At 63.9% G+C, this 21595-nt stretch carries 31 protein-coding genes; 12 read left to right on the forward strand and 19 right to left on the reverse strand.

The window, feature by feature from the left end; all coding sequences use genetic code 11:
• Positions 1-23: 23 nt before the first annotated feature.
• Positions 24-950, forward strand: coding sequence for an alpha/beta fold hydrolase (locus tag AC6UUM_RS03205; protein WP_500803908.1), 927 nt, complete (start codon positions 24-26; stop codon positions 948-950).
• A complete protein-coding gene (locus AC6UUM_RS03210; RefSeq protein ID WP_500803909.1) occupies positions 947-1954 on the forward strand; it encodes an NADP-dependent oxidoreductase in 1008 nt (335 codons plus the stop codon). The genes AC6UUM_RS03205 and AC6UUM_RS03210 overlap by 4 nt, the downstream gene beginning before the upstream one ends.
• Positions 1955-2261: 307 nt before the next feature.
• Here the strand turns inward: AC6UUM_RS03210 and AC6UUM_RS03215 are convergent, their stop codons facing one another.
• From AC6UUM_RS03215 to AC6UUM_RS03225, 3 genes are all read right to left on the reverse strand, one after another.
• A complete protein-coding gene (locus tag AC6UUM_RS03215; protein ID WP_500803910.1) occupies positions 2262-2909 on the reverse strand; it encodes an RloB family protein in 648 nt (215 codons plus the stop codon).
• A 6-nt stretch (positions 2910-2915) separates the two neighbouring features.
• Positions 2916-4214, reverse strand: coding sequence for an AAA family ATPase (locus AC6UUM_RS03220; protein ID WP_500803911.1), 1299 nt, complete (start codon positions 4212-4214; stop codon positions 2916-2918).
• A gap of 335 nt (positions 4215-4549) precedes the next feature.
• Positions 4550-5035 carry a vgr related protein gene (locus AC6UUM_RS03225; protein WP_500803912.1) on the reverse strand — a complete coding sequence of 162 codons (486 nt, stop codon included), beginning with the start codon at positions 5033-5035 and terminating at the stop codon, positions 4550-4552.
• Positions 5036-5209: 174 nt separating this feature from the next.
• Between AC6UUM_RS03225 and dnaK the strand changes: the two genes are divergently transcribed.
• The 6 genes from dnaK (at position 5210) to AC6UUM_RS03255 (ending at position 12163) form a co-directional block, all read left to right on the forward strand.
• Positions 5210-7108 (forward strand): molecular chaperone DnaK, encoded by a 1899-nt coding sequence (gene dnaK / locus AC6UUM_RS03230; protein WP_500803913.1) that lies wholly within the window; start codon positions 5210-5212, stop codon positions 7106-7108.
• A 190-nt stretch (positions 7109-7298) separates the two neighbouring features.
• Positions 7299-8444, forward strand: a complete 1146-nt coding sequence (gene dnaJ / locus AC6UUM_RS03235; protein WP_500803914.1) for a molecular chaperone DnaJ — start codon at positions 7299-7301, stop codon at positions 8442-8444.
• 198 nt (positions 8445-8642) lie between these two features.
• Entirely contained in the window at positions 8643-9416 is a 774-nt protein-coding gene (locus tag AC6UUM_RS03240) for an SDR family NAD(P)-dependent oxidoreductase (RefSeq protein WP_500803915.1), read from the forward strand.
• Positions 9413-10114, forward strand: coding sequence for a 6-phosphogluconolactonase (pgl, locus tag AC6UUM_RS03245; RefSeq protein WP_500803916.1), 702 nt, complete (start codon positions 9413-9415; stop codon positions 10112-10114). The genes AC6UUM_RS03240 and pgl overlap by 4 nt, the downstream gene beginning before the upstream one ends.
• A 3-nt stretch (positions 10115-10117) precedes the next feature.
• On the forward strand, positions 10118-11029 hold the full coding sequence (locus AC6UUM_RS03250) for a hypothetical protein (RefSeq protein ID WP_500803917.1): 912 nt from the start codon (positions 10118-10120) through the stop codon (positions 11027-11029).
• Positions 11030-11068: 39 nt separating this feature from the next.
• On the forward strand, positions 11069-12163 hold the full coding sequence (locus AC6UUM_RS03255) for a glycerophosphodiester phosphodiesterase (RefSeq protein WP_500803918.1): 1095 nt from the start codon (positions 11069-11071) through the stop codon (positions 12161-12163).
• Here AC6UUM_RS03255 and AC6UUM_RS03260 read toward each other — a convergent pair.
• The 13 genes from AC6UUM_RS03260 to AC6UUM_RS03320 form a co-directional block, all read right to left on the reverse strand.
• Complete coding sequence (locus AC6UUM_RS03260) at positions 12108-12569, reverse strand: PaaI family thioesterase (protein ID WP_500803920.1); 462 nt, start codon at positions 12567-12569, stop codon at positions 12108-12110. The two genes, AC6UUM_RS03255 and AC6UUM_RS03260, sit on opposite strands and share 56 nt — an antisense overlap.
• Positions 12566-13021 carry a PaaI family thioesterase gene (locus AC6UUM_RS03265; protein ID WP_500803921.1) on the reverse strand — a complete coding sequence of 152 codons (456 nt, stop codon included), beginning with the start codon at positions 13019-13021 and terminating at the stop codon, positions 12566-12568. The genes AC6UUM_RS03260 and AC6UUM_RS03265 overlap by 4 nt, the downstream gene beginning before the upstream one ends.
• Positions 13018-13428 (reverse strand): SufE family protein, encoded by a 411-nt coding sequence (locus AC6UUM_RS03270; RefSeq protein WP_500803922.1) that lies wholly within the window; start codon positions 13426-13428, stop codon positions 13018-13020. The genes AC6UUM_RS03265 and AC6UUM_RS03270 overlap by 4 nt, the downstream gene beginning before the upstream one ends.
• Positions 13429-13483: 55 nt before the next feature.
• Complete coding sequence (locus AC6UUM_RS03275) at positions 13484-13735, reverse strand: hypothetical protein (protein WP_500803923.1); 252 nt, start codon at positions 13733-13735, stop codon at positions 13484-13486.
• Positions 13736-13762: 27 nt separating this feature from the next.
• Positions 13763-14014: a hypothetical protein gene (locus tag AC6UUM_RS03280; protein ID WP_500803924.1), complete on the reverse strand. Its 252-nt coding sequence runs from the start codon at positions 14012-14014 to the stop codon at positions 13763-13765.
• A gap of 36 nt (positions 14015-14050) precedes the next feature.
• Positions 14051-14389: a hypothetical protein gene (locus tag AC6UUM_RS03285; RefSeq protein ID WP_500803925.1), complete on the reverse strand. Its 339-nt coding sequence runs from the start codon at positions 14387-14389 to the stop codon at positions 14051-14053.
• Between the two features lie 14 nt (positions 14390-14403).
• The gene (locus AC6UUM_RS03290; protein WP_500803926.1) at positions 14404-14682 is read right to left on the reverse strand and encodes a hypothetical protein; all 279 of its coding nucleotides are present in this window, start codon (positions 14680-14682) and stop codon (positions 14404-14406) included.
• Between the two features lie 11 nt (positions 14683-14693).
• A complete protein-coding gene (locus AC6UUM_RS03295; protein WP_500803927.1) occupies positions 14694-14996 on the reverse strand; it encodes a hypothetical protein in 303 nt (100 codons plus the stop codon).
• Positions 14997-15022: 26 nt separating this feature from the next.
• Positions 15023-15403, reverse strand: coding sequence for an envelope stress response membrane protein PspC (pspC, locus tag AC6UUM_RS03300; protein WP_500803928.1), 381 nt, complete (start codon positions 15401-15403; stop codon positions 15023-15025).
• A 56-nt stretch (positions 15404-15459) separates the two neighbouring features.
• Positions 15460-15648: a PspC domain-containing protein gene (locus tag AC6UUM_RS03305; protein WP_500803929.1), complete on the reverse strand. Its 189-nt coding sequence runs from the start codon at positions 15646-15648 to the stop codon at positions 15460-15462.
• A 40-nt stretch (positions 15649-15688) separates the two neighbouring features.
• Positions 15689-15952 (reverse strand): envelope stress response membrane protein PspB, encoded by a 264-nt coding sequence (gene pspB, locus AC6UUM_RS03310; RefSeq protein WP_500803930.1) that lies wholly within the window; start codon positions 15950-15952, stop codon positions 15689-15691.
• Positions 15953-15957: 5 nt separating this feature from the next.
• Positions 15958-16635 carry a phage shock protein PspA gene (gene pspA, locus AC6UUM_RS03315; protein WP_500803931.1) on the reverse strand — a complete coding sequence of 226 codons (678 nt, stop codon included), beginning with the start codon at positions 16633-16635 and terminating at the stop codon, positions 15958-15960.
• Positions 16636-16760: 125 nt separating this feature from the next.
• Positions 16761-16898: a hypothetical protein gene (locus tag AC6UUM_RS03320; RefSeq protein WP_500803932.1), complete on the reverse strand. Its 138-nt coding sequence runs from the start codon at positions 16896-16898 to the stop codon at positions 16761-16763.
• A 180-nt stretch (positions 16899-17078) separates the two neighbouring features.
• Between AC6UUM_RS03320 and pspF the strand changes: the two genes are divergently transcribed.
• Positions 17079-18116, forward strand: a complete 1038-nt coding sequence (gene pspF / locus AC6UUM_RS03325; RefSeq protein ID WP_500803933.1) for a phage shock protein operon transcriptional activator — start codon at positions 17079-17081, stop codon at positions 18114-18116.
• Between the two features lie 6 nt (positions 18117-18122).
• Here pspF and AC6UUM_RS03330 read toward each other — a convergent pair whose 3' ends face one another.
• Positions 18123-18743 (reverse strand): inner membrane-spanning protein YciB, encoded by a 621-nt coding sequence (locus AC6UUM_RS03330; protein ID WP_500803934.1) that lies wholly within the window; start codon positions 18741-18743, stop codon positions 18123-18125.
• 90 nt (positions 18744-18833) lie between these two features.
• On the opposite strand from AC6UUM_RS03330, the gene ccmA reads away from it, so the two are divergent.
• Genes ccmA through AC6UUM_RS03345 form a run of 3 tightly spaced genes read left to right on the forward strand, consistent with a single transcriptional unit; the run spans position 18834 to position 20587 of the window.
• Positions 18834-19406, forward strand: coding sequence for a heme ABC exporter ATP-binding protein CcmA (gene ccmA, locus AC6UUM_RS03335; RefSeq protein WP_500803935.1), 573 nt, complete (start codon positions 18834-18836; stop codon positions 19404-19406).
• Positions 19406-20032, forward strand: a complete 627-nt coding sequence (gene ccmB, locus AC6UUM_RS03340) for a heme exporter protein CcmB (RefSeq protein WP_500803936.1) — start codon at positions 19406-19408, stop codon at positions 20030-20032. The genes ccmA and ccmB overlap by 1 nt, the downstream gene beginning before the upstream one ends.
• 60 nt (positions 20033-20092) lie before the next feature.
• A complete protein-coding gene (locus tag AC6UUM_RS03345; RefSeq protein ID WP_500803937.1) occupies positions 20093-20587 on the forward strand; it encodes a c-type cytochrome in 495 nt (164 codons plus the stop codon).
• On the opposite strand, the gene AC6UUM_RS03350 is transcribed toward AC6UUM_RS03345, so the two are convergent.
• Both AC6UUM_RS03350 and AC6UUM_RS03355 read right to left on the reverse strand, forming a co-directional pair.
• Positions 20566-20889: a protein-tyrosine phosphatase family protein gene (locus tag AC6UUM_RS03350; protein ID WP_500803938.1), complete on the reverse strand. Its 324-nt coding sequence runs from the start codon at positions 20887-20889 to the stop codon at positions 20566-20568. The two genes, AC6UUM_RS03345 and AC6UUM_RS03350, sit on opposite strands and share 22 nt — an antisense overlap.
• 176 nt (positions 20890-21065) lie before the next feature.
• Entirely contained in the window at positions 21066-21566 is a 501-nt protein-coding gene (locus AC6UUM_RS03355) for a TspO/MBR family protein (protein WP_500803939.1), read from the reverse strand.
• Positions 21567-21595 lie beyond the last annotated feature (29 nt).

A 21595-nucleotide genomic window follows, 5' to 3' on the forward strand; every position in this document is an offset into this window, starting at 1 on the left:
GCAGTTGAGTCAGAGTCAAAACCATGGCGTCCGCTGCTGCCTCGTCTCGATTGATGCCCGCCGCCGGCTGGCAGCCCGGCCATGTCTGGTCGCCAGACAATGTGCGGCTGTGCTGGCATGATCATCTGGCACTAACCGTGCCGGAACAGCGCCCTGCCTTGCTGTGCCTGCCGGGGCTGACCCGCAATGCCAGCGATTTTGGCCATCTTGCCGAGACGCTGGGGGCCGATTGGCGCATCATCGCGGTCGATCTGCGCGGGCGCGGCGAATCGGGCTGGGCACGTGATTCGCTGTCCTATGTCTCGCTCACCTATTTGCGGGATCTGTCGCAATTGCTCGAAGCCGCCGGGGTAAAGCGCTTCGTGGCCTTGGGCTCGTCGCTGGGCGGCCTGCTGGCGCTGCGGCTGACCACGGCACACCGTTCGGCGATGGCCGGCGTGATCCTGAACGACATCGGCCCCACCATCGAGGCCGAGGGGCTGGCGCGGCTGCGCGCCAATGTCGGGCGTGGCGGCAACTGGCCAACCTGGGTGCACGCGGCGCGCGAGCTGGCGGATCGCAACGCCGCCATCTACCCGGATTGGGGGCTGCATGATTGGCTGGCCTTTGCCAAGCGGCTGTGCCGGATCAGCCCGCAGGGGCGCATCATCCTCGATCATGATCCGCGCATCGCCGAACCGTTCCGGCTGCCGCACGGTGATGCCGGCGCCGATGATTGGGCGGCGTTTGACAGCCTGGCCGGGCTGCCGGTGCTGTCGATCCGCGCCGAACGATCCGATGTGCTGTCGGCGGCCACGCAAGACCAGATGGCGCGGCGGCTGCCGGGCCTGCGCTGTGTGACGGTGCCGGGCGTCGGCCATCCGCCGACGCTGGCCGAACCGGTGGTGGCGGCCGCGCTGAGCGAATTTCTGGCCGAGATCGCAAGCACCAATCAGGGGAGATCATCATGATTCGCAAAGTCTGGAAACTTGCACGCCGTCCGGTCGGGGATATCGCCGACAGCGATCTGGAACTGGTCAGCGAAACCCTGCCCGATCTGGCCGACGGGCAGATCTTGCTGGCGGTGATCTACATCAGCCTCGATCCCACCAACCGCATCTGGATGAGCGACATGGAGCAATACATGCCCCCCGTCGCCATCGGGGCGCCGATGCGCGCTGGCGTGTGCGGGCGGGTGATCGCCAGCCGCAAACCGGGCATCGCCGTGGGCCAGATCATGGCGGGCCTGGGCGAATGGGCCGATCACATACTGTCGGATGGCAGCTTCCTGTCGCCGCTGCCCGAACTGCCCGGCGTGCCGCTCGCCGCCACCTATGGCACGCTGGCGCTGGTCGGGCCGACCGCCTATTTCGGCCTGCTCGATATCGGCCAGCCCAAGCCCGGCGAGACGCTGGTGGTGTCGGCGGCAGCCGGCGGGGTCGGGCAGATCGTCGGCCAGATCGGCAAGATCAAGGGCTGCAAGGTGATCGGCATCGCCGGCGGCCAGGCCAAATGCGATTATGTGGTGAACGAACTCGGCTTCGATGCGGCCATCGATTACAAGGCCGAGGACGTCGGCGCGGCGCTCGACCGGCTGGCACCGGGCGGCATCGACATCAATTTCGAACAGGTCGGCGGCCCGATCATGGTCGAGGTTTTGAAGCGCATGAAATTGTTCGGCCGCGTGCCGCTGTGCGGGATGATCTCCACCTACAATGATGTGAACCCCACCGAAGAGCCCGGTTTCTGGACGATGATCCTGATGCGCCGGCTGGCCATCCGCGGCTTCATCGTCACCGATTTCGCGCCGCGCTTCGGCGAAAGCGGCGCGGCGCTGGCGGGGTGGATGCTGGGCGGACAGCTCAAGACACTGCAGGATATAAGGCCGGGCCTGGAAAACGCCGTTGCGACGGTGCGCGAGCTTTATACCGGCGGCAATTTCGGCAAACTGCTGATCGAGGTGAGCGCGCCTTAGGTCATGGTCTTATGATGCCGAACGGCTGCATTCGCACCAACGTCAGGCTTTCACGCCCAATTGGACGCTTATTGGAAGCAGCTGGTCGTTTCTCTTCAACCGGCCGCTGTGCAACCGAAAATTGGTTCGATGCGGACATTTGCGACGTTATCGCCAGATGACGGCTTTCGGACGAAGCTTACAATCACGCGGGTGCCGATGCTTCATCGTCGAATGGCTAGAATGGTCAACGCTCAGATATCGGTTGATCACATAAAAATGCAAACGAACTATTGTCGACTTCGAGGGTCGATCTCAAGGATGCCACTCAATCGAATGCATCAATCGCATCAAGGAGGTCGACGACGCCCACGTAGGGGTTAATATGGTGCGGCTGGTCACGTCCAGCCTGCGCATTCTGTAGACCCCTAGCATTCAATCGCTGCGCCCGGGCGCGCGCATTTGGTAAACGTGTTTCAAGCAAGTCAAAGATCGAGCGCTCGGATTTTTTATAGTCGCAACCGCATTGCGCTTGCATCTCTGCCCGAAGCCTGCTGGTGCCTATTAGGTCGTCATAACTCACGAACGGAGCGTCAGTATCGACGAGATGAATAAGAATCCAATATTCGAAGCAGACATTGCAGAGGGCGATGTTTACGCCTGCCTTTTCGGCCTTGGCGCGAGCCTTGGCGTGAAGGACGTCAGGGTATTTACTTGCAGACTCCCGGTCATAAACGACCCAGAATTCATCCTCTGGCAGTGAGGCCAGAGAGTTCTTAAAGTTAATCGCTTCCTCCACTAGTTGAAGCGCGGTGTTCTTGCGGGTTTTCTCCACCTCGACCACAGACTTGCGTGCATGACTATCCAGCGTAGCGATATAGCCTTTCAGATAATTGGGCTCAGTACGCTCACCTTCACAAAAAATACGTAGTGTCTTGAGTGGTTTGAGCCGCGCGGGTTTGAGTTTTTTAGGCATCGAATGTCACGTGCGCATAGCGTCGAGAGTTTCGATCAGTACCTTCTTAACCTTATTATACGAAACGCGGGGTAATGCGCCGAGCCGTCCATCGCGGTAAAAAATCTCGAACGGACTATCCTGACGGACATACTTCTTGTCATATTCGCTGAGGCTCTTAAGTGTGGATATCCCGTCGTCCTTGCTTACAAACCAGATCTGGTCGCGTCGCATATTGGCTGCATCTAGAATATTGGTATCATGAGTCGAGAAGAAAAGCTGCGCGCCTTTGATGTTCACTTCCTGGTCGTGAAACAGCTGTAGAACGAGATTGACGAGGTCAGTGTGGAGGTGCGCATCAATCTCGTCGAACGCGAGCACGGACCCATCCTCGAGTGCCCTTAAAATCACGGGAAGAAGGTCGAACAGACGATTAGTGCCATGAGACATATCATCAGCCTCGAAAGACACAGGATCGCCGGAGCCTGACTTCATCCAGAATTTGGCAACCATACGGTTCTGAGCAAGAATTGCTTCTTTCAAGCTCTCTGGAATATTTTCAGGAAGACGAATATCATCTGCAGATTCGTTTTCTTCAACTGTAACCTTGCTTACTCCAGTATCTGCAAGGCAGAGCAGTTCGCTTACTGCATGCATCATCTTAGGATCATTCAACGCTAGGCGAGATAGCGATATCATGCCATTCCCAGCGGAGATGTATTGGAGGTTTTCGAAATATCTATAAATTTCTCGCATGAATTCAGGTGACGAGGCGTCATTCCCAGCGCGCGACAAATACGCGGCATTTTCGAAGAAAGGAAACTTGCGAGTCCCCCCTTTGAACGTCCCGCCGAACTTGATAGTTTCCCACGTGTCGTCCGCAAGCCGCTCGAAGAGGGTAGCGCGCGACCGGCGAGCAAATGAAATCAGGCGCTCTTCGATAATCCGATGTCCAACGAATGCGACTTCGTAGCGATACCGAGCGCCGGTCGGGACGACGAATTCGATTTCGAACGTGACCGGGCGCTCGATTTGCGTGCGAGACAGTCGAAAGGGCTCGTAAGGCAGGATCGGCTGTGACTCCTTGCGACCGGCCGAAGACACGATTAACCACCGGATAGCTGCTAAGGCACGAAGCACGTTGGTCTTGCCCGAGGCATTGGCGCCAAAGATGCCCGCCGAGCGCAGCACGGCGTAGCGCTCGTCCTCAATTAGCGAAAAATTTGAGGAATGGCGCGCTCGCGATCCCTCTGCGACCATGCTCAGCGTTTGCTCGTCTCGGAACGAACGAAAGTTGCCAATGGTAAGATCAACTATCATGCTCATTTCCGATATTCATCGAGTCTCTGCGAAAATCGCGCAGAATACCCGCCAAAACACTATGCAGTTCGTGGGGCCGCTTGTCCAGCTTTGATTGAGCGGCCGATTTCGGCACCTAAGCCAGTCTAGCTGCCATATCCATGGGCAGCTCCCAGGAATGCCAACGGCCGAAATTGGCGGAAGCCGCCTTTGAGCGATAGTTTGACGAACGACTGAAACTGGGTCGGTTAAAGCCGTTCGCTTGCCAATCTGCGGCGGGCGGCGCTGTCGTTTCAGTCACGCAAAAGCTGCCAGCCTGCAATCCACCCCATTGCAGACGTCCCCGTTTGTCAGTTTGCGACCTACGCCACGTTCCAACCGGAAAACGGCAGCATCGGTGCCAGCTGCGCGAGAGCCGCATCGTCGCTGCGCAACCGCGCCCGAAACGCATCCTCCACGATGCACGCCTGCTGTTCCAGGCCATAGCGGGTGAAGGGCTTTCCCGGCACTATGGCATAGCGATAGCGCGCGAACGGTGGCCGGCGCAGGGCCAGATGGCCGCCAACCTGCGCCTGCCAGACATGCACCAGCTCGTGGATGAAATGCGCCTGAAACCCCGGCGAGGTGGCGGCATAATCGGCGCACCAGTTCGGGCCGTTCGGATGGCACCAGATATGGCCATCGGGCGCCATCGTCACCCACCACGGGTGCAGCGCCCACCATTTGGTGCGGCGCACGGTCACCCGCGCCGTATCCAGCGCGGTGCCGAACACACTCGCCGCAAGTGCCATTTCACCGGCCGTCAGGGGGCGCACCTGCGGCACAGAGTCATCATGATTGGCCATCATCACTTCCGTTAATCGCATGGGCGCTGTCTTGCAGCCCCGGATTCGCTCCCTATATCGCGGAAGTGAGATGAACAGGCTGGGGCACCGGCCACAAGATCAACCAGGGACGATCCTGCCGCGCTGCCCTTGTGGGGCGTATGGGGACGGGCCCGCAACATGAAGGAAGTGCCGATCATGGCAAAGGTAATCGGGATCGATCTGGGCACCACCAACAGCTGTGTGGCCGTGATGGAAGGCTCTGCACCGCGAGTCATCGAAAATGCCGAAGGCGCGCGCACCACGCCGAGCCAGGTCGCCTTCACCAAGGATGGTGAGCGCCTCGTCGGCCAGCCGGCCAAGCGCCAGGCGGTGACCAACCCGTCCAACACCGTGTTTGCCGTGAAGCGCCTGATCGGCCGCCGCTTTGATGATCCGCTCACTGCCAAGGATGCCGGCCTGGTGCCCTACGAGATCGCCCGCGGCATCAATGGCGATGCCTGGGTGCGTGCCGGCGGCGAGGATTACAGCCCGTCGCAGATTTCCGCCTTCATCCTGCAAAAGATGAAGGAAACCGCCGAGGCCTATCTCGGCGAAACCGTGACGCAGGCGGTGATCACCGTCCCGGCCTATTTCAACGACGCCCAGCGCCAGGCCACCAAGGATGCCGGCAAGATCGCCGGCCTCGAAGTGTTGCGCATCATCAACGAGCCGACGGCGGCAGCGCTGGCCTATGGCCTCGACAAGAAGAATGATGCCCGCACCGTCGCCGTGTACGATCTGGGCGGCGGCACCTTCGATATCTCCATCCTCGAACTGGGCGATGGCGTGTTCGAAGTGAAGAGCACCTCGGGCGACACCTTCCTGGGCGGGGAGGATTTCGATGCCAAGCTGGTGGAATTCCTGTCGGCCGATTTCAAGAAGGCCGAAGGCATCGACCTGACCAAGGACAAATTGGCCCTGCAGCGCCTGAAGGAAGCCGCGGAAAAGGCCAAGATCGAGCTGTCGTCTTCGGCGGCCACCGAAGTGAACCTGCCGTTCATCACCGCCGATCAGAACGGCCCGAAGCATCTGGTGAAATCGATCACCCGCACCGATCTGGAAAAGCTGGTGCTCGATCTGATCGAGCGCACCCGCAAGCCGTGCCTGGACGCCATCAAGGAAGCCGGCGTGAAGCCGGGCGATCTGGATGAAGTGATCCTGGTCGGCGGCATGACCCGCATGCCGCGCGTGCGGGCCTTCGTGAAGGAACTCTTTGGCAAGGAGCCGAACACCAGCGTCAACCCCGATGAAGTGGTCGCCATGGGCGCTGCCATCCAGGCCGGCGTGCTGCAGGGCGACGTGAAAGACGTGCTGCTGCTCGATGTCACCCCGCTGAGCCTTGGCATCGAGACGCTGGGCGGCGTGTTCACCCGCATGATCGATCGCAACACCACCATCCCGACCAAGAAGAGCCAAGTGTACTCCACCGCCGACGACAACCAGTCGGCGGTGACCATCCGCGTGTTCCAGGGCGAACGCGAAATGGCGGCGGACAACAAGATGCTGGGCCAGTTCGATCTGGTCGGCATTCCGCCGGCGCCGCGCGGCGTGCCGCAGATCGAAGTCACCTTCGACATCGATGCCAACGGCCTCGTCTCGGTCAACGCCAAGGACAAGGGCACCGGCAAGGAACAGCAGATCCGCATCCAGCCGTCGGGCGGGCTTTCGACCGCCGATATCGACAAGATGGTGCGCGATGCCGAGGCCTTTGCCGAGGAAGACAAGAAGCGCCGCGCCGCCGCCGAAGCCCGCAACCAGGCCGACAGCCTGGTGCACAGCACAGAACGCCAGCTGGCGGAACATGGCGACAAGCTGGCCGGCGATGTGAAGACCAGCATCGAATCCGCCATTGCCGACGTGAAATCGGTGATGGATTCGGGCGATGCCGACACGATCAACGCCAAGGTGCAGGCGCTGGGCCAGGTCGCCATGAAGCTGGGCGAAGCCATCTATCAGGCCGAACAGGCCGCCGAGGCGCAGACCGCACCGGATGCCGCCAAGGCCGATGATGTGGTCGATGCCGAGTTCACGGATGTGGACGAAGGCAAGAAGTAAGTTCCAGCGGCCCTCCCGCAGGCGGGAGGGCCGTGCTGCGCGATTCGAGCCAGCCGTGCGAATGCAGAACAGTCTCCCCTCCCGCTTGCGGGAGGGGTCGGGGGTGGGATCGGGAATCGGGACGGGAAGTTGGTGCCGGGCGGCACGAGCCCACCCCCAGCCCCTCCCGCAAGCGGGAGGGGAGCCGTAAATGGCAACCGAAATCGATTTTTACGAACTGCTCGAAGTGGAGCGCGGTGCCGATGAGGCGGCGCTGAAATCCGCTTACCGCCGGCTCGCCATGAAATATCACCCGGATCGCAATCCCGGCGATGCGGTGGCCGAGCAGCGGTTCAAGGCGATCAGCGAAGCCTATGACGTGCTGAAGGACCCGCAGAAGCGGGCGGCCTATGACCGCTTCGGCCATGCTGCGTTCCGCCAGGGCGGCGGTGGCGGCGGCGGCGGCGCGCAGGATTTCGGCGGCTTTGCCGATATTTTCGAAAGCGTGTTCGGCGAATTCATGGGTGGCGGCCAGCGCGGTGGCCGGCGCGGCGGGCCGGCGCGCGGGTCTGACCTGCGCTATGATCTGGAAATGACGCTGGAAGAGGCGTTCAACGGCCGCCAGGCGACGCTGACCATCGATGTCGCCGCCACGTGCGAGCCGTGCGGCGGCCAGGGCGCCAAGCCCGGCACCACGGCGCGCACCTGCACCACCTGCGGCGGCAACGGCCGGGTCGGCATGCGCCAGGGGCTGTTCATGGTGGAACGCACCTGCCCCGCCTGCCATGGCCAGGGCCAGATCATCGCCGATCCCTGCACCAGCTGCGGCGGCGCCGGCCGGGTGGAAAAGCAGAAAACGCTGAATGTGAATGTGCCCAAGGGCGTCGATGATGGCACCCGCATCCGTGTGGCGAACGAAGGCGAAGCCGGCACGCGCGGCGGCCCGGCGGGCGATCTGTATATCTTCGTGCATCTGAAGGCGCACGATATCTTCAAGCGCGATGGCACCACCCTGTTCGCGATTGCGCCGCTGTCGATCACCACGGCAGCGCTGGGCGGCGATATCGATGTGCCGGCGCTGGATCGCGAAAAGACCGTGATCAAGGTGCCGGCCGGCACCCAGACCGGCAAGCAGTTCCGCGTGCGCGGCAAGGGCATGCCGGCGCTCAACAGCGGCGGTTTCGGCGATCTGGTCATCCAGGTCGAGGTGGAAACCCCGGTGAAGCTGACCAAGCGCCAGCGCGAATTGCTGGAGGAATTCCAGACGATCGAAACCAGCGAAGGCGGGCGCAACACGCCGAAAGCGCAAGGCTTTTTCGACAAGTTGAAGGACGCCTGGAACGAATTGACGGAGTGATCGGTCATCAGGAGACCGATTTCTCCACAAGGAACCAGTCATGCTGGCGCAGGCCAGCATCCATTGCGCCGCCAGAGCCAATCGTCGCCACAGCCGTGCCCGTCACCACGATGGATGCTGGCTTCCGCCAGCATGACTTGGTGTTTTTTGGGAGCTGATCCTCTCGCGCCTGTTCCCTAACTGCGCTAACCCGCTCGCATGGACCCCGCCCGCCTTCACAACCGCCGCATCCTCGTCACTGGCGCGGCGCGCGGGCTGGGCCTGGCCATTGCGCAGCGCTGCGTGGCGGAAGGCGCACATGTCATGCTTGCCGATGTGCTGCCCGAAGGCGAAGCGCGGGCGGCCGAACTGGGCGCGGCGTTCGTGCATTGCGATGTGACCAGCCGGGATGCCATCGCCGCCGCCATCACGACCACGGTCGCGCGCTTTGGCGGCCTCGATGGCCTGGTCAACAATGCCGGCATCGCGCCGAAGGGCGATATCCTCAGCGAAACGCCGGAACAGTTCGATCGGGTGATCGCCACCAACCTGACCGCCGCCTTCCACGCCACGCAACTGGCGGTGCCGCACATGATCGCGGCCGGCGGCGGCGTGATCGTCAACATGTCGTCCGTCAACGCGCTGCTCACTATCCCGGCGCTGCTGGCCTATAATGTCGCCAAGGGCGGGCTGAACCAGCTCACCCGCAATACAGCCGTCGCGCTGGCGCCGCACAACATCCGCGTGGTCGGTATCGGGCCGGGCACGATCCTGACCGAACTGGCGAAAAACGCCGTGATGGCCGATGCTGCGGCGCGTGACCAGATCCTGTCGCGCACGCCGCTGGGCCGCGCCGGGGAACCGGACGAGATCGGCGCCATTGCCGCTTTCCTGCTGAGCGACGAGGCCAGTTACATTACCGGCGAGACGCTCTATGCCGACGGCGGCCGGCTTGCCCTCAATTATACCGTGCCTGTTGGAGAGAATCCGTGATTGATGCCGAATGGTGGGACTATGACGACGCCGAGGAGATGGCCGAGGCGGTTGCGGGCGACATTGCCTATATCATCGGCCAGGCGCTGGAAGCCCGTGGCCGCGCCATCGTCGCCTTTCCCGGCGGCAGCACGCCGATGTTGGCACTGAAGAAACTCGCCGCCATGCCGATCGAATGGGCGGATGTGACGATCATCCCGACTGATGACCGGCTGGTGCCCGTCACCGATCCGCTGTCCAACGCCGGCATGCTGGCGAAGATCTTCCTGCCGAAAAAGGCGCGCGTCGTGCCGCTGACGGCGGGCGAGAAGGATCCGGTGATGGCCGGGCGCGCCGCGGATGAACGGCTGGCTGATCTGGAATTCCCGCTCGATGTCGCCTGGCTGGGCGTGGGCGAAGATGGCCACACCGCCTCGATCTTTCCCGGCCCGGATTTCGATGCCGCTATTGCCGGCCCCAAGGCGCGCCGCGCCATCGGCGTGCGCCCCGATCCGCTGCCCGCCGAAGCCCCGGTGGCGCGCGTCACCCTGACCGGGCCGACGCTGGCGACGGCGCGCGTCGTCACGCTGGTGCTCAGCGGCAAGGCCAAGCGCAAGACGGTGGAGCAGGCGATCAAGCAGGGTGCCTCCAGCAAATTGCCGATCGGGCGCCTGCTCGCTGAACTGGATATGGACATCGATATCCACTGGTGCCCCTGAACCATGGTTCGACTGCTACCGTTGCTGGCGCTGCTGTTGCTGGGTGCAGCGCCACCGGCGGCGATCCCCCTGCCGGTGGATGCACCGATCCCGGTGACCATCAATGGGCAGCCGGTCGCCCTGTCGATCGCCACCGGCGGGGTCGATCGCATCACGCTCAACGCTGGCATGGTGGCGCGGCTCGGCATCAAGCCGGGCGGGCTGTTCGGCAAGGCCGACGTGAAGATCGGTCGCAGCAAACTGCTCAGCGGACGCAACGCCGTCGGCCAGATCGAATTGGACGGCCAACGGTTCAAGCAGCGCATGTTCTGGTTTGCAGGCGCTGCGCCGCTGCCGCAACAAGGCAGCATTGGGCCAATGGCGCTGCCGCATGGTGTGGTGACCGTGCAATTGCAGCCCGGCACACGCCCGACCTTTGCCTTGCCGCTCTATGGCGACAACAGCAGCGGCAGCTATGGCGCGGTGCGCGGGCAGGGCTATGGCTTTGGCCTGTCGGTGGATGTGCAGGGGCGCATGCGACTGCCGCTGGCGTCGGCCGCGGTCGGTGCCGATCTGACGGCGGCCTTGGGCGGCCGGCTGGTCGGCGAGCCTTGGGAGGAAGAGATCTTGTTCGGCGTCCGCCGGCCGGTGCGGCGGCTGGTGCTCGATGCGCCGCTGGTCATCGGGCCGTTCCGGTTCAGCGAGATTTCCGTGCGTGTGACGGACCGGCGCGACGGCACCGCGCAACTGGCGGATGGCCAGCAAGCGATCACCGATGCCGATGATGATCCGGCCGAGATCGTGGTGCGCGCCGGCAGCGGCAAGCAGCGCCAGGCGATCTATGTGCTCACCCTGTCGCGCACCCAGCTGGAGGCGCAAAGCTGCACCAGCGTCACCTATGACAAGGTTCGCGGCGAAATGCGGCTGGCCTGCTGAGGTCTTTTTTCTGTCATGCGGGGCGCGTAGGCGTAAGGCATGATGCGTTCGATCCTCCTGCCGATGGTGATGCTGCTGATGGCTGCTGCTCCGCCTCCCAAAGCTGTAGCCGTGCCGCCGCCAGGGCCGCCGATCATCATCGCGCATCGCGGCGCCAGTGCGGAGCGGCCCGAACACACGCTGGCCGCCTATGAACGCGCCATCGAACAGGGCGCGGATTATATCGAACCCGATCTGGTGCCGACCAAGGATCACCAGCTCGTCGCCCGCCACGAGAACGAGATCGGCAGCACCACCGATGTCGCCAGCCGGCCAGAATTTGCCGCCCGCAAGGCGACCAAGACCATCGATGGCGAAACCATCACCGGCTGGTTCACCGAAGATTTCACGCTGGCCGAATTGAAGACGCTGCGCGCCAGGGAGCGCCTGCCGCAGTTGCGCCCCGCCAACACGGCCTATGATGGCCAATATGAAATCCCGACGCTGGGCGAAATCATCGCGCTGGCCAAGGCGGCCACCGCGCGCACCGGGCGCACGATCGGCATCTATCCCGAAACCAAGCATTCCAGCTATTTCCGCACGCTGGGCTTGCCCATCGAGCCGGTGCTGCTGAAGCAGTTGGCAGCAGCGGGCTGGACCACGGCCGCCGCGCCAGTGTTCATCCAGAGCTTTGAAATCGATAATCTCAAGGCGCTGAAGGCCCAGACCGGCGTCCGCCTGATCCAGCTGATGGCACCGTCCGGCACATCGGCCGATGGCCATGATTATGCGGCGCTGGCGACGCCGGCGGGCCTGGCCGGCGTGGCGAGCTATGCGTTCGGCATCGGCCCGGAAAAGACGATGATCATCCCGCGCGATGCTGCCGGCAAACTGGCCGCGCCGACCAATCTCGTGGCCGATGCCCATGCCGCCGGCTTGCAGGTCCACCCGTGGACGTTCCGGCCGGAAAATTTCTTCGTGCCAGCCGATCTGAAGGCCGGCAGTGACCCGAAGGGCCGCGGCGATGTCGAGGCGGAAATCCGGGTGTTTCTGGCCACCGGCATCGATGGCCTGTTCAGCAATTCGACCGCAGCGGCGGTCAGGGCGCTGGCTCCAGCGGCTCAGCCATCTGGGGCCAATCCAGCACGAAATTGATGTGCGCTGCGGCGATGGGTTTGTCGCGGCTGGCTTGCCACACCTGCGCCTGCACATTCACCACGCGGCGGCCCAGCTTGGTGATGCTGGCGGTGGCGCGGCTTTCCAGCATCGCCCCTTCGCGCATGTAATCCACCGTCACCGTCACCGGGCGCACGCGCGGCAGCGCTTCACCGTCGGGCTGGGCGGCGATCACGGTCAGCAGCCCGACCAGTTCGAGCAGGCCGGCAATCGCCCCGCCGTGCAGCCGGCCCGGCGAGCCGATCAGCGTCTCGTCGAACGGCATGATCAGGTGCAATTCTTCGCCAACGCGCTCGAATGACAGATCGAGCAGCGCGGCATAGGGCAGCATGTCGAGCCGGCCGGCGGGGCCCTTCAGGGCAGCAGCAAGGATCGGGCTGGTCATCCCTGCCACCCTGGTGCCAGTTTCGATGCGGCAAACATGAAGGTGCCCGCGACATGCGCGATCGGATCGGCCGGATCGCCATCATGGGCCAGCCCGCGCACGAAGGCGATCTGGCGCGTCATCCGATAACATTCGCCGCGCGCCGTCACCGTGGCTTCATGCTTCGGGCTGCGCACATAATCGGTGCGCAGATCGAGCGTGGCGTGCGGTTCGAACGCGCCGCGCGCCAGCATCGATGCCATGCCGACCGCCGTGTCCATCAACGTGAAGATCGGGCCGGATGCCCAGATGCCATGATCGGGATCGACCAGCAGCTGCGGCGCGAACGGCATTTGCAGTTCCACCCAGCGGTCGCCGGCGGTCACGAAGCGCAGCCCCAGCCGCTTGTTGTGCGGCACCCGGCCGACAAAGGGCCCCATGAACTGACCAACCTGATCGGCGAAGCTGGTCATGCGCACTGCTTAGCCAGCGCGTCGATGCGGCCGATCATCGATGCCAGGCCCTGCGTGCGGTTCGACGAAAGATGCTTGGCGAGGCCCAGGCCATCGAGCCGCGCCAGAATCGCGGCGGCGTCAATCTCGGCCGGGCGGCGGCCATCGGCCAGCATCAGCACCAGCGCCACCAGGCCCTTGACGATGGCGGCGTCGCTGTCGGCGGCGAAGCGCAGCACATCGCCATTGTGGCTGGGGTGCAGCCACACCTGGCTGGCACAGCCGCGCACCTTGGTGGCGTCGGTTTTCAGGGCCGGGTCCATCGCCGGCAGGGCTTGGCCCAGGGCGATGATCAGCCGGTAACGGTCGTCCCAATCGTCGAAGGCTTCGAACTCAGCCTCGATATCGGCAAAGGTGGTGATGGCCATGGCCGCGGTTCTTGCGGCGCAAGGCCGTGCTGGTCAACCCCAGGGCCTGACCGGTTCAGAGATCGACACCTGCCGCGATGGCTTCGAGCTTGCGGATGCGCTCCTTCAGATCGGCCAGATCGATGCGCTGGCTGATCGCCGGCAGATCCTCGCTGGTATTGCGCGGCCGGGCATCGATTTCGCGGGTTTTCAGCTTCAGCCAGCCGGCCCAGCTCCAGGCGGCGAGGCTGCCCAGCATGGCAATGCCGATCAGGGCAGCGCCAGACAGGATCAGCAGATATTCAGCGGAAGGCACTGGCGGGGGCATGTCCGTCTCCTTTCCTGGCGGTTGGGCTCATTTGTCCTTGAGGGAGTCGATTTCGTCGGCGAGGCGCTTGGCCGGATCGGTGGCCAGCCGCTCCAGCACGCGGATGCGATCGTTCAGCCGGGCCACTTCCGATTGCAGGCGCAGATTCTCGCCATTGTCGGGCGCGGGCTGCTGGCCATTTTTCAGCATATGGCGAGTGCGGTTGCCCATGCGGCCGGACAACACTCGGCCAATGGTGACGATCAGCACGATCATCACCACCATCTCAAACGGGTTCATTGCGATATCCTTTGCTGGCCTGTCGGGCCGGTGGGATCAGTTCAATTTCCGGTCACGCAGTTCTTCGATTTCGGCGGCGAGCATGGTCGGCTTGTCGGTGGCGATGCGTTCCAGCACCGCCATGCGATCCTTGATGCTGCCCAGTTCGGCCCGCAGCTGGGCGTTTTCCTGGCTGATCAGCCGGATGCGTTCCATCGCTTCGCCACCGCCGTTGGGATAAAGCGGCTTGCCCCAGCTGTTTTCCAGCGGATAGCCGTTCTTGATCTTCATCCAGGTGGTGACCACCCAGCCGACGACGCCGGCCACGCCGACCGTGGCGATCAGGGGGCCAATCTGCTCGGCGATGATCGCCAGATTTTCAGGATTCACGGCCATCGGACGTCCGCCTTTCAGTTCAATTGCTTGGGCGTATCGCGCAGGGCTTCTATCTGCACGGCCAGGCCTTCGTTGCGATCAGTGACGATGCGGTTGAGCACGGCGACGCGTTCTTCCAGCGTGGCGACACGGCTGGCATATTGCGCCGCCTGTTCGGCGGTGGCCGACGCGGTGAGCTGCAACTGCTTTTCCTTCAGATCGGCCCAGCGCCGGAACCCGGTGAGCAGGATGCCGAAGATCGGGATGGACACGCCCAGGATCGGGATCAGGGCAAAAATGGCATTCTCGCTCATGGTGCGGTCCCTCAACGCAGATTTTCGATTTCGGCGGTCAGCCGGGCCGGGGCATCGGTGGCGATGCGTTCCAGCACCGACAACCGTTCTTCCAGCCGGCCGATCTTGCCGCGCAGCAGATCATTTTCCTGGGCCAGCAACTGGTTCTGGCGGGCCAGTTCCGGATCTGGCCCAGTGCCATGCTTGTGGGTCTTGCCGCCCCATTCATCCTCCAGCGGATAGCCGTGGCGGGCGCGAATGAGGGTGGTGACGATCCAGGCAACGAAGCTCATCGCAACGATGGCCAGGATAAAGGTCGGGCCTCCGGTCTCCATGGTGAATCTCCCCCGATTCGCGCCGTTCAGCGCAGCTTTTCGATTTCGTCGGCCAGCTGACGACTGTCGCTGGTCACATAATATTCCAGATCGCGCAGGCGGCGATCGGCGTCGCGGAACTGGGAATTCACATCGCGCAGGGTGCGCTTGGGCGCCACCCGCACGTCGCGCCAGAATTCCACGCGCTCGGGGCTCTGGTCATACAGCGTGTTCGGCTTGGCATTGGCGATCCAGCCGATGGCCAGATAGGCCAGGATGGTCGAACCGCCGCCCATGATGGCGCCCAGCGCAAAGCCGATGCGGACGATGGTGACATCCCAGCCGAAATAATCGGCGATGCCGGCGCAAACGCCCATGATCTTGCCGTTGCGCTTGTCGAGGTAGAATTTGGTGCGGCTGGCAGACATGATGGTCTTCCCTGTTGGCCAAGGCGCAGACGAGCGCGGCCCCGGCGGCCTGTGGATCAGCGGATCGAATTGGCGACCAGCCCGATGACGAGATAGATCAGGACCGGCGAGCCGAAACCGAACACGGCGGCCGCCACGAAGGCGATGCGGACGATGGTGACATCCCAGCCGAAATAGTCGGCGATGCCGGCGCACACGCCCATGATCTTGCCGGCGGGCTTGTTCAGAAGAAACTGGCGGCTCATGTTTGGCCTCCTTTTGGCCCCAAGGGCTATGGATGTCGGATCAGCGCAGCTGCCGGCGTTGTTCGGAAAGATCGGTCACCCGATTGTCTTTCCAGTTGGGGTTCTCCGCCGCGACGATGCGCTCCACGCTTTCGATGCGCTGATCGAGGCGGCGGGCAAGATCGTGCAATTCATCGAGCAGGGCTTCATCCTGGCTGGAAATGCCGGTCTGGCTTTTCCACTTGGTCAGATAATGCAGGATGATGGCAGGCAGACCGATGAACAGCATGCCAACGATGGCGACGGGGACGATGATCTCTTCCATGGCGATCAACCTTCCGACTTGCCGAGGCGCGCCTTCATGGCGGCCAGTTCGGCGTCAACTTCATCGTTGGTCTGCAACGATGCGAACTCGTCGGCCAGGCTGCGCACGTCGGCCGGACCGCCCAGGGCCAGCGCATCGGCGCGGCCTTCGGCCATGTCGGCACGGCGTTCGAGCACTTCGAAGCGGCTGAAGGCCTCTTCGACGCGCGGCCCCCGGATCATCTCGCGCAGCTTGGAGCGCTGGGTGGCGCTTTCGATGCGGTTGAACAGCGCGTTCTGGCGCGACCGGGCTTCGCGCAGCTTGCTTTCCAGCTTGGCGATGTCGGCCTCGTTCAGGGCCAACGTTTCATTGAGCAGATCGACCTCGGCCTGGGTGGTATCGATGAAGGCCTTGGCCTTGTTCTTCTCCGTCAGCGCGGCCTTGGCGAGATCTTCGCGGTTCTTGGACAGCGCCAGTTCGGCCTTGTCCTGCCAGTCCTGCACGGCCTGGTTCGCCTTGATCATCGCGCGCTTCATTTCCTTCTGATCGGCGATGGTGCGGGCGGCCGCGGCGCGAACTTCCACCAGGGTTTCCTCCATCTCCATGATGATCATGCGGATCATCTTGGCCGGGTCTTCAGCCCGGTCGAGCAGGTCGGTCACATTGGCTGCGATGATATCGCGGGTTCGCGAAAAAATGCCCATGGGTCTGATCTCCAGAAATTCGAACTTGGCAGCCTGTAGGTAGGAAGCGTTTGCAGTGATCGGGGCCGGTTCCGTAGCGAGCGGGCGGTGCACCGGAACCAAGTCCCCGACCATCGCCGCGTTCGTCACGCAACGATATCGCTGTTTGCAGCCGCCGTCACCATCGCCGGGCCAGTGGCGGCGCCGATGAAGGTGAAGCCGATCAGCACGGTGGCCAGCACCGCGACGAAGTTGCGGCCGATGTTCTGGAAGTTGATGGTCATTTCTTGTCTCCTTGGCTTGGTTGTCGCAGCGGGTGCCGCTCATGCCAGGTGTATTGCAGGGGTCGTGCCAAGTGGATTTGCGCTGCCAAGTGCCTGATAAATATGGCACTGGCCTCCGGCGCGGCAAATAGTTTCGCGCAATTATTGCCAAGAGTTGGGAAAATATGCCAACTTTGCGGCATGGCTGCTCCGGCACAGATGATCGGCACCTCGTTCAGCTTCCTCGATGCCGTCGAGAAGGCGTCGGCGGCGGCTGCGCTCAACCGCCCGGTGCTGGTGATCGGGGAGCGCGGCACCGGCAAGGAGCTGATCGCCGATCGCCTGCACCGCCTGTCCCCGCGCTGGTCGCAGACGCTGGTGTCGTTGAACTGCGCGGCATTGCCGGAAAATCTGATCGATGCCGAATTGTTCGGTTATGAAGCCGGCGCCTTCACCGGCGCGCAGCGCGCGCGCGCCGGGCGATTCGAGGATGCCGATGGCGGCACCCTGTTCCTGGACGAGATCGGCACGCTGTCCAGCCAGGCGCAGGAGCGGCTGCTGCGTGTGGTCGAATATGGTGAGCTGTCGCGGCTGGGGTCGAACAAGCTGATCAATGTCGATGTGCGGCTGGTCGGCGCCACCAATGAGGATTTGCCGGCAATGGTCGAGCAGGGGCGGTTCCGCGCCGATCTGCTCGACCGCTTGAGCTTTGAAGTGATCACCTTGCCGCCCTTGCGCGAGCGCGCCGAGGATATCGACATATTGGCCATGCATTTTGCGCGCCGCATGGCCGCCGAACTGGGCTGGCCGCGCTTTCCGGGCTTTTCCCCGCGCGTGCAGGAACAATTGATCAGCTGGCACTGGCCGGGCAATGTCCGTGAGCTGAAAAATGTCGTGGAGCGCGCGCTGTACCGCTGGGGCGATGCCGATCGGCCGATCGGGCAACTGGTGATCGATCCGTTCGAATCGCCGTGGCGACCCAAGCCGATGAAGACGTCACAGCGGGCGGCTGCAGCGGTCGCAAGCGCCGAACCGGCCGCCGAAGCCCCAGCCGCACCGACAACGCAGCTGGACAGCATCACCGATCTGCGCGGCGCGGTGGCGGCCTATGAAAAGCAGATATTGGAAGGCGCGCTGGAAAAGCACCGCCACAACCAGCGCCGCACCGCCGCCGGCCTGGGCCTGACCTATGACCAGCTGCGCCACTGCCTGAAACGGCACGACCTGCTGGGGGAGTGAGCCCGGTCAGTCCAGCTTCATCCCGTGTTTCACCAGCAGCGGCGTCTGCGCCATGGTGAAGGCGAAGATGACGATGGTGACGCCCCATACCTTGAAGCTGAGCCAGTCATCATAGCTGAGCATGCGTCGCGCGGTTTCGTTGGCGGCGAGCAGCGCGAGGAACAGCAGCGCCCAGTTGCGGGTGAGCAGCCGCCAGCCCAGATCGGTCAGGCCGGGCACGGCATCACCCATCACCAGTTGCAGGGTCGGCCGGCCGGTGGCCAGCCCGCCGAGCAGCAACGCCGCGAACACGCCATAGATGATGCTGGGTTTGAGCTGGATGAACGCCTTGTCCTGCAACCAGATGGTCAGGCCGCCGAACAGCACGACCACCACCGTGGTGAAGATCATCGCGGCCGGCAGGTGGCGGGTCTTGGCATAATGCCACAGTGCCGCAACCACCGACGCCACGACAAACACGCCAGTGCCGATCACCGCACTGGCCACGTCGGTATCGGCCAGGCCGGGCAGGTCGCCGCGCTCGAACAGCGCCTTGCCGGCCTTGCTGCCGGCGAAAAACAGCAGCAGCGGGCCGAAATTGACGGCGATGCTGCTGGTGGTGGACAGTTTCGGGCGCGGAGCGGTCATGGCGCCGCCTTTAACCGGATTTGCCGCCTGCGTCACGCCTGCGCAGGCTACGGGGGTGACGAAGCCGGAGCGAGCCATTAAGCGAAGCACGTGGTCGAAGCGCTTGTTCTTGACAATCTGGCCTGCCGGCGCGGGCAGCGGCTGCTGTTCGAAGGCCTCAGCGCGCGGGTTGAGCGCGGCGGGGCGCTGCTGCTCACCGGGCGCAATGGCGCTGGCAAATCCTCGCTGTTGCGGCTGCTCGCCGGCCTGTTGCGGCCGGAAGCTGGCGATGTGCGCGGCGGCGGCCGGCGGGCCTATCTGGGGCATGACGTGGCGTTGAAGCCGCGGCAGAGCCTGGGCAGCGAGCTGGCCTATTGGGCACGGCTTGATGATGGTCTGGCGCGGTTGCCGGCGGCGATGGATGCGATGAATGTGGCGGCGCTGGTGGACGTGCCCTGCCGGCATCTTTCGAGCGGCCAGCGGCGGCGGGCCGGGCTGGCGCGGGTGCTGGCCGCCGGCGCCGATTGCTGGCTGCTTGATGAGCCGACCGCCGGCCTCGATACGGCTTCGGCGCAATTGCTTGCCGATGCGATGGCGGCGCACCGGGCGGCGGGCGGCCTGGTGGTGGCGGCGGTGCATGGCGACATTGGGCTTGCCGATGCCGCCGAAGTGCGGATCGGCTGATGTTCCTGGTTCTGGTCCGCCGCGATCTGCTGCTGATCGCCCGCTCGCCGGCTTTGTGGCTGCCGGTGATGTTCTTCGTGCTCGCTGCCGCGCTGTTTCCGTTCGCGGTGGGGCCGGATGCGCGGCTGCTGGCGCGGATTGCGCCGGGGATCATCTGGGTGTCGGCGCTGCTGGCGGCGCTGCTGCCGGTGGAGACGTTGCTGGCGCCCGACGTGGAAGATGGCAGCATCGATCAACTGATCGCACGCGGCATCGCGCTGGAACTGGTGTGCGCGGCGCGCATCATGGCGCACTGGCTGGGCTTTGCGCTACCGTTGCTGGCGGCGTTGCCGGTGGCTGGCGTGCTGTTGGGCATGAACAGTGAAGATGGGCTGCGCATCGGCCTGGCGCTGCTGCTCGGTACGCCGGCACTGGCCAGCCTGGGCGTCGTGGCCGCCGCGCTCACGGCCGGCCTGCGCGGTGGCGGCGCGCTGGCCGGGTTGATCGTGTTGCCGCTGGCGCTGCCGGTGCTGATCTTCGGGGTGGGATCGGATGTGGCGGGCGCGTTCCGCCTGCTCGGTGCGGCCAGCCTGGTGGCGCTGGCGGTGGGGCCATTTGCAGCGGCGGCGGCGCTGAAGCCGGATTGAACCATCGTGCCTGTCGGCGGTTGAGGGTCTGGTATCCGACATTGCCGAAGGGAATTTTCGATGCGTGCCCTGCCAGTTGCCGCCCTGCTCGCCGCCGTGATGACCGCTGCTTGCGGTGGCGCGGACAAATCCGCCGAAACGCCCGCCACCACGGTGACCGAGGCCGTTGTGAGCGAAGCGCCGCCCGAACCCATTCCCGCTGACGTCACGCCGGCCGCTTCACCTGCCGCGATAAGCTACGCCTCGCTCACCGGTGATGCCGCCAAGGGGGAGGCGGTGTTCGGCCAATGCAAGACCTGCCATGTCGCCGAGCAAGGCAAGAACCGCATCGGCCCATCGCTGTGGGCCGTTGTCGGCCGCACATCGGGCCGGATTGCCGGCTTCAATTACAGCAAGGCCAACAAGGACAGCGGCGTCACCTGGACCGAGGATGTGCTCTACAAATATCTGGAAGCGCCGCAGAAATTCCTGCCCGGTACCAAGATGGCCTTTGGTGGCCTGAAAAAGCCGCAGGACCGGGCGGATGTGATCGCCTATCTGAAGACCAGAGCGTAACCGGCCCCCACGCTCTGCCAGCCGGCTTCGAAGGCAGCGCGCGGCCTATCGATGTCGTGAATGGGCAGATGATGCCAAATCATGCCGCGCTGGCAGACGGCCTCGCCCAGATCGGCGACGCCAAGGCGTTCGCGTTCGCGCGGCCGAACCAGCGTGAGCACGGCCACAGCGCCCCAGGCAGCAATATGGTCAAGAACGGTCGCGAGGTCTCGGCTGGCAGCGCCGGGCATATTGGCGCCGGGGCAGGCGCTGATGCCGATTCGCCCGCCGCCCACCACGGCTGGCAGCGGCGCGATCACCAACGGGCAGGCATCCGCCGGGAACAAAAGGCCAGATCAGCCGGCGAAATCAGATGCGTAGCAATCCTGATCGATTGCATTCACAGGACATTGAACACCACCAGACAGCCAAGCACGACGGCCACCAGCCCCGCCACAACGGCAATTTGCTTCGGCATTGTCTGTCTCCAAAGGGTTGGTCAAAACGGCCCGTTCAACTCCACGATCGCCCGGTTCAGGATCGCCGCAAAGCTGACCCAGGCGAGATAGGGCAGCAGCAATACGGCGGCCGGGCGGGAAATGCGCCAAAGGACGACGATCAGCGCGGCGATGCTGCTCCACAGGATGCCGACTTCCAGCGCGGCATAATCCGGCCGGTGCAGGCGGAAGAACAGAAAGCTCCACAACAGGTTGAGAAAGCCGTTCAGGGCGAACAGCCCGATGATGGCTTCAAACGCGGTGGTGCTGCGCGCGGCCAGCCAGGCCGTGGTGCCGGAAAAGGTGCACAGCATGAAGATGATGGTCCAGGCCGGGCCGAACAGCCAGGTGGGCGGCGCCCATTCCGGCTGTGCCAGCGCCTGATACCAGGGGCCGATATCGGTAATGGTGGCCCCCACCGCAGCGGTGAAGCTGGCCGCCACCGCCGCGACCGCGCCGGGCAGCACCCAGCGCGCCGCAGCATGTTCGGACAATCGGGCCATCTTGTCTCAGCCCTCCCTCACGCGGCGGC

The organism is Sandarakinorhabdus sp. (genome assembly GCF_987265915.1).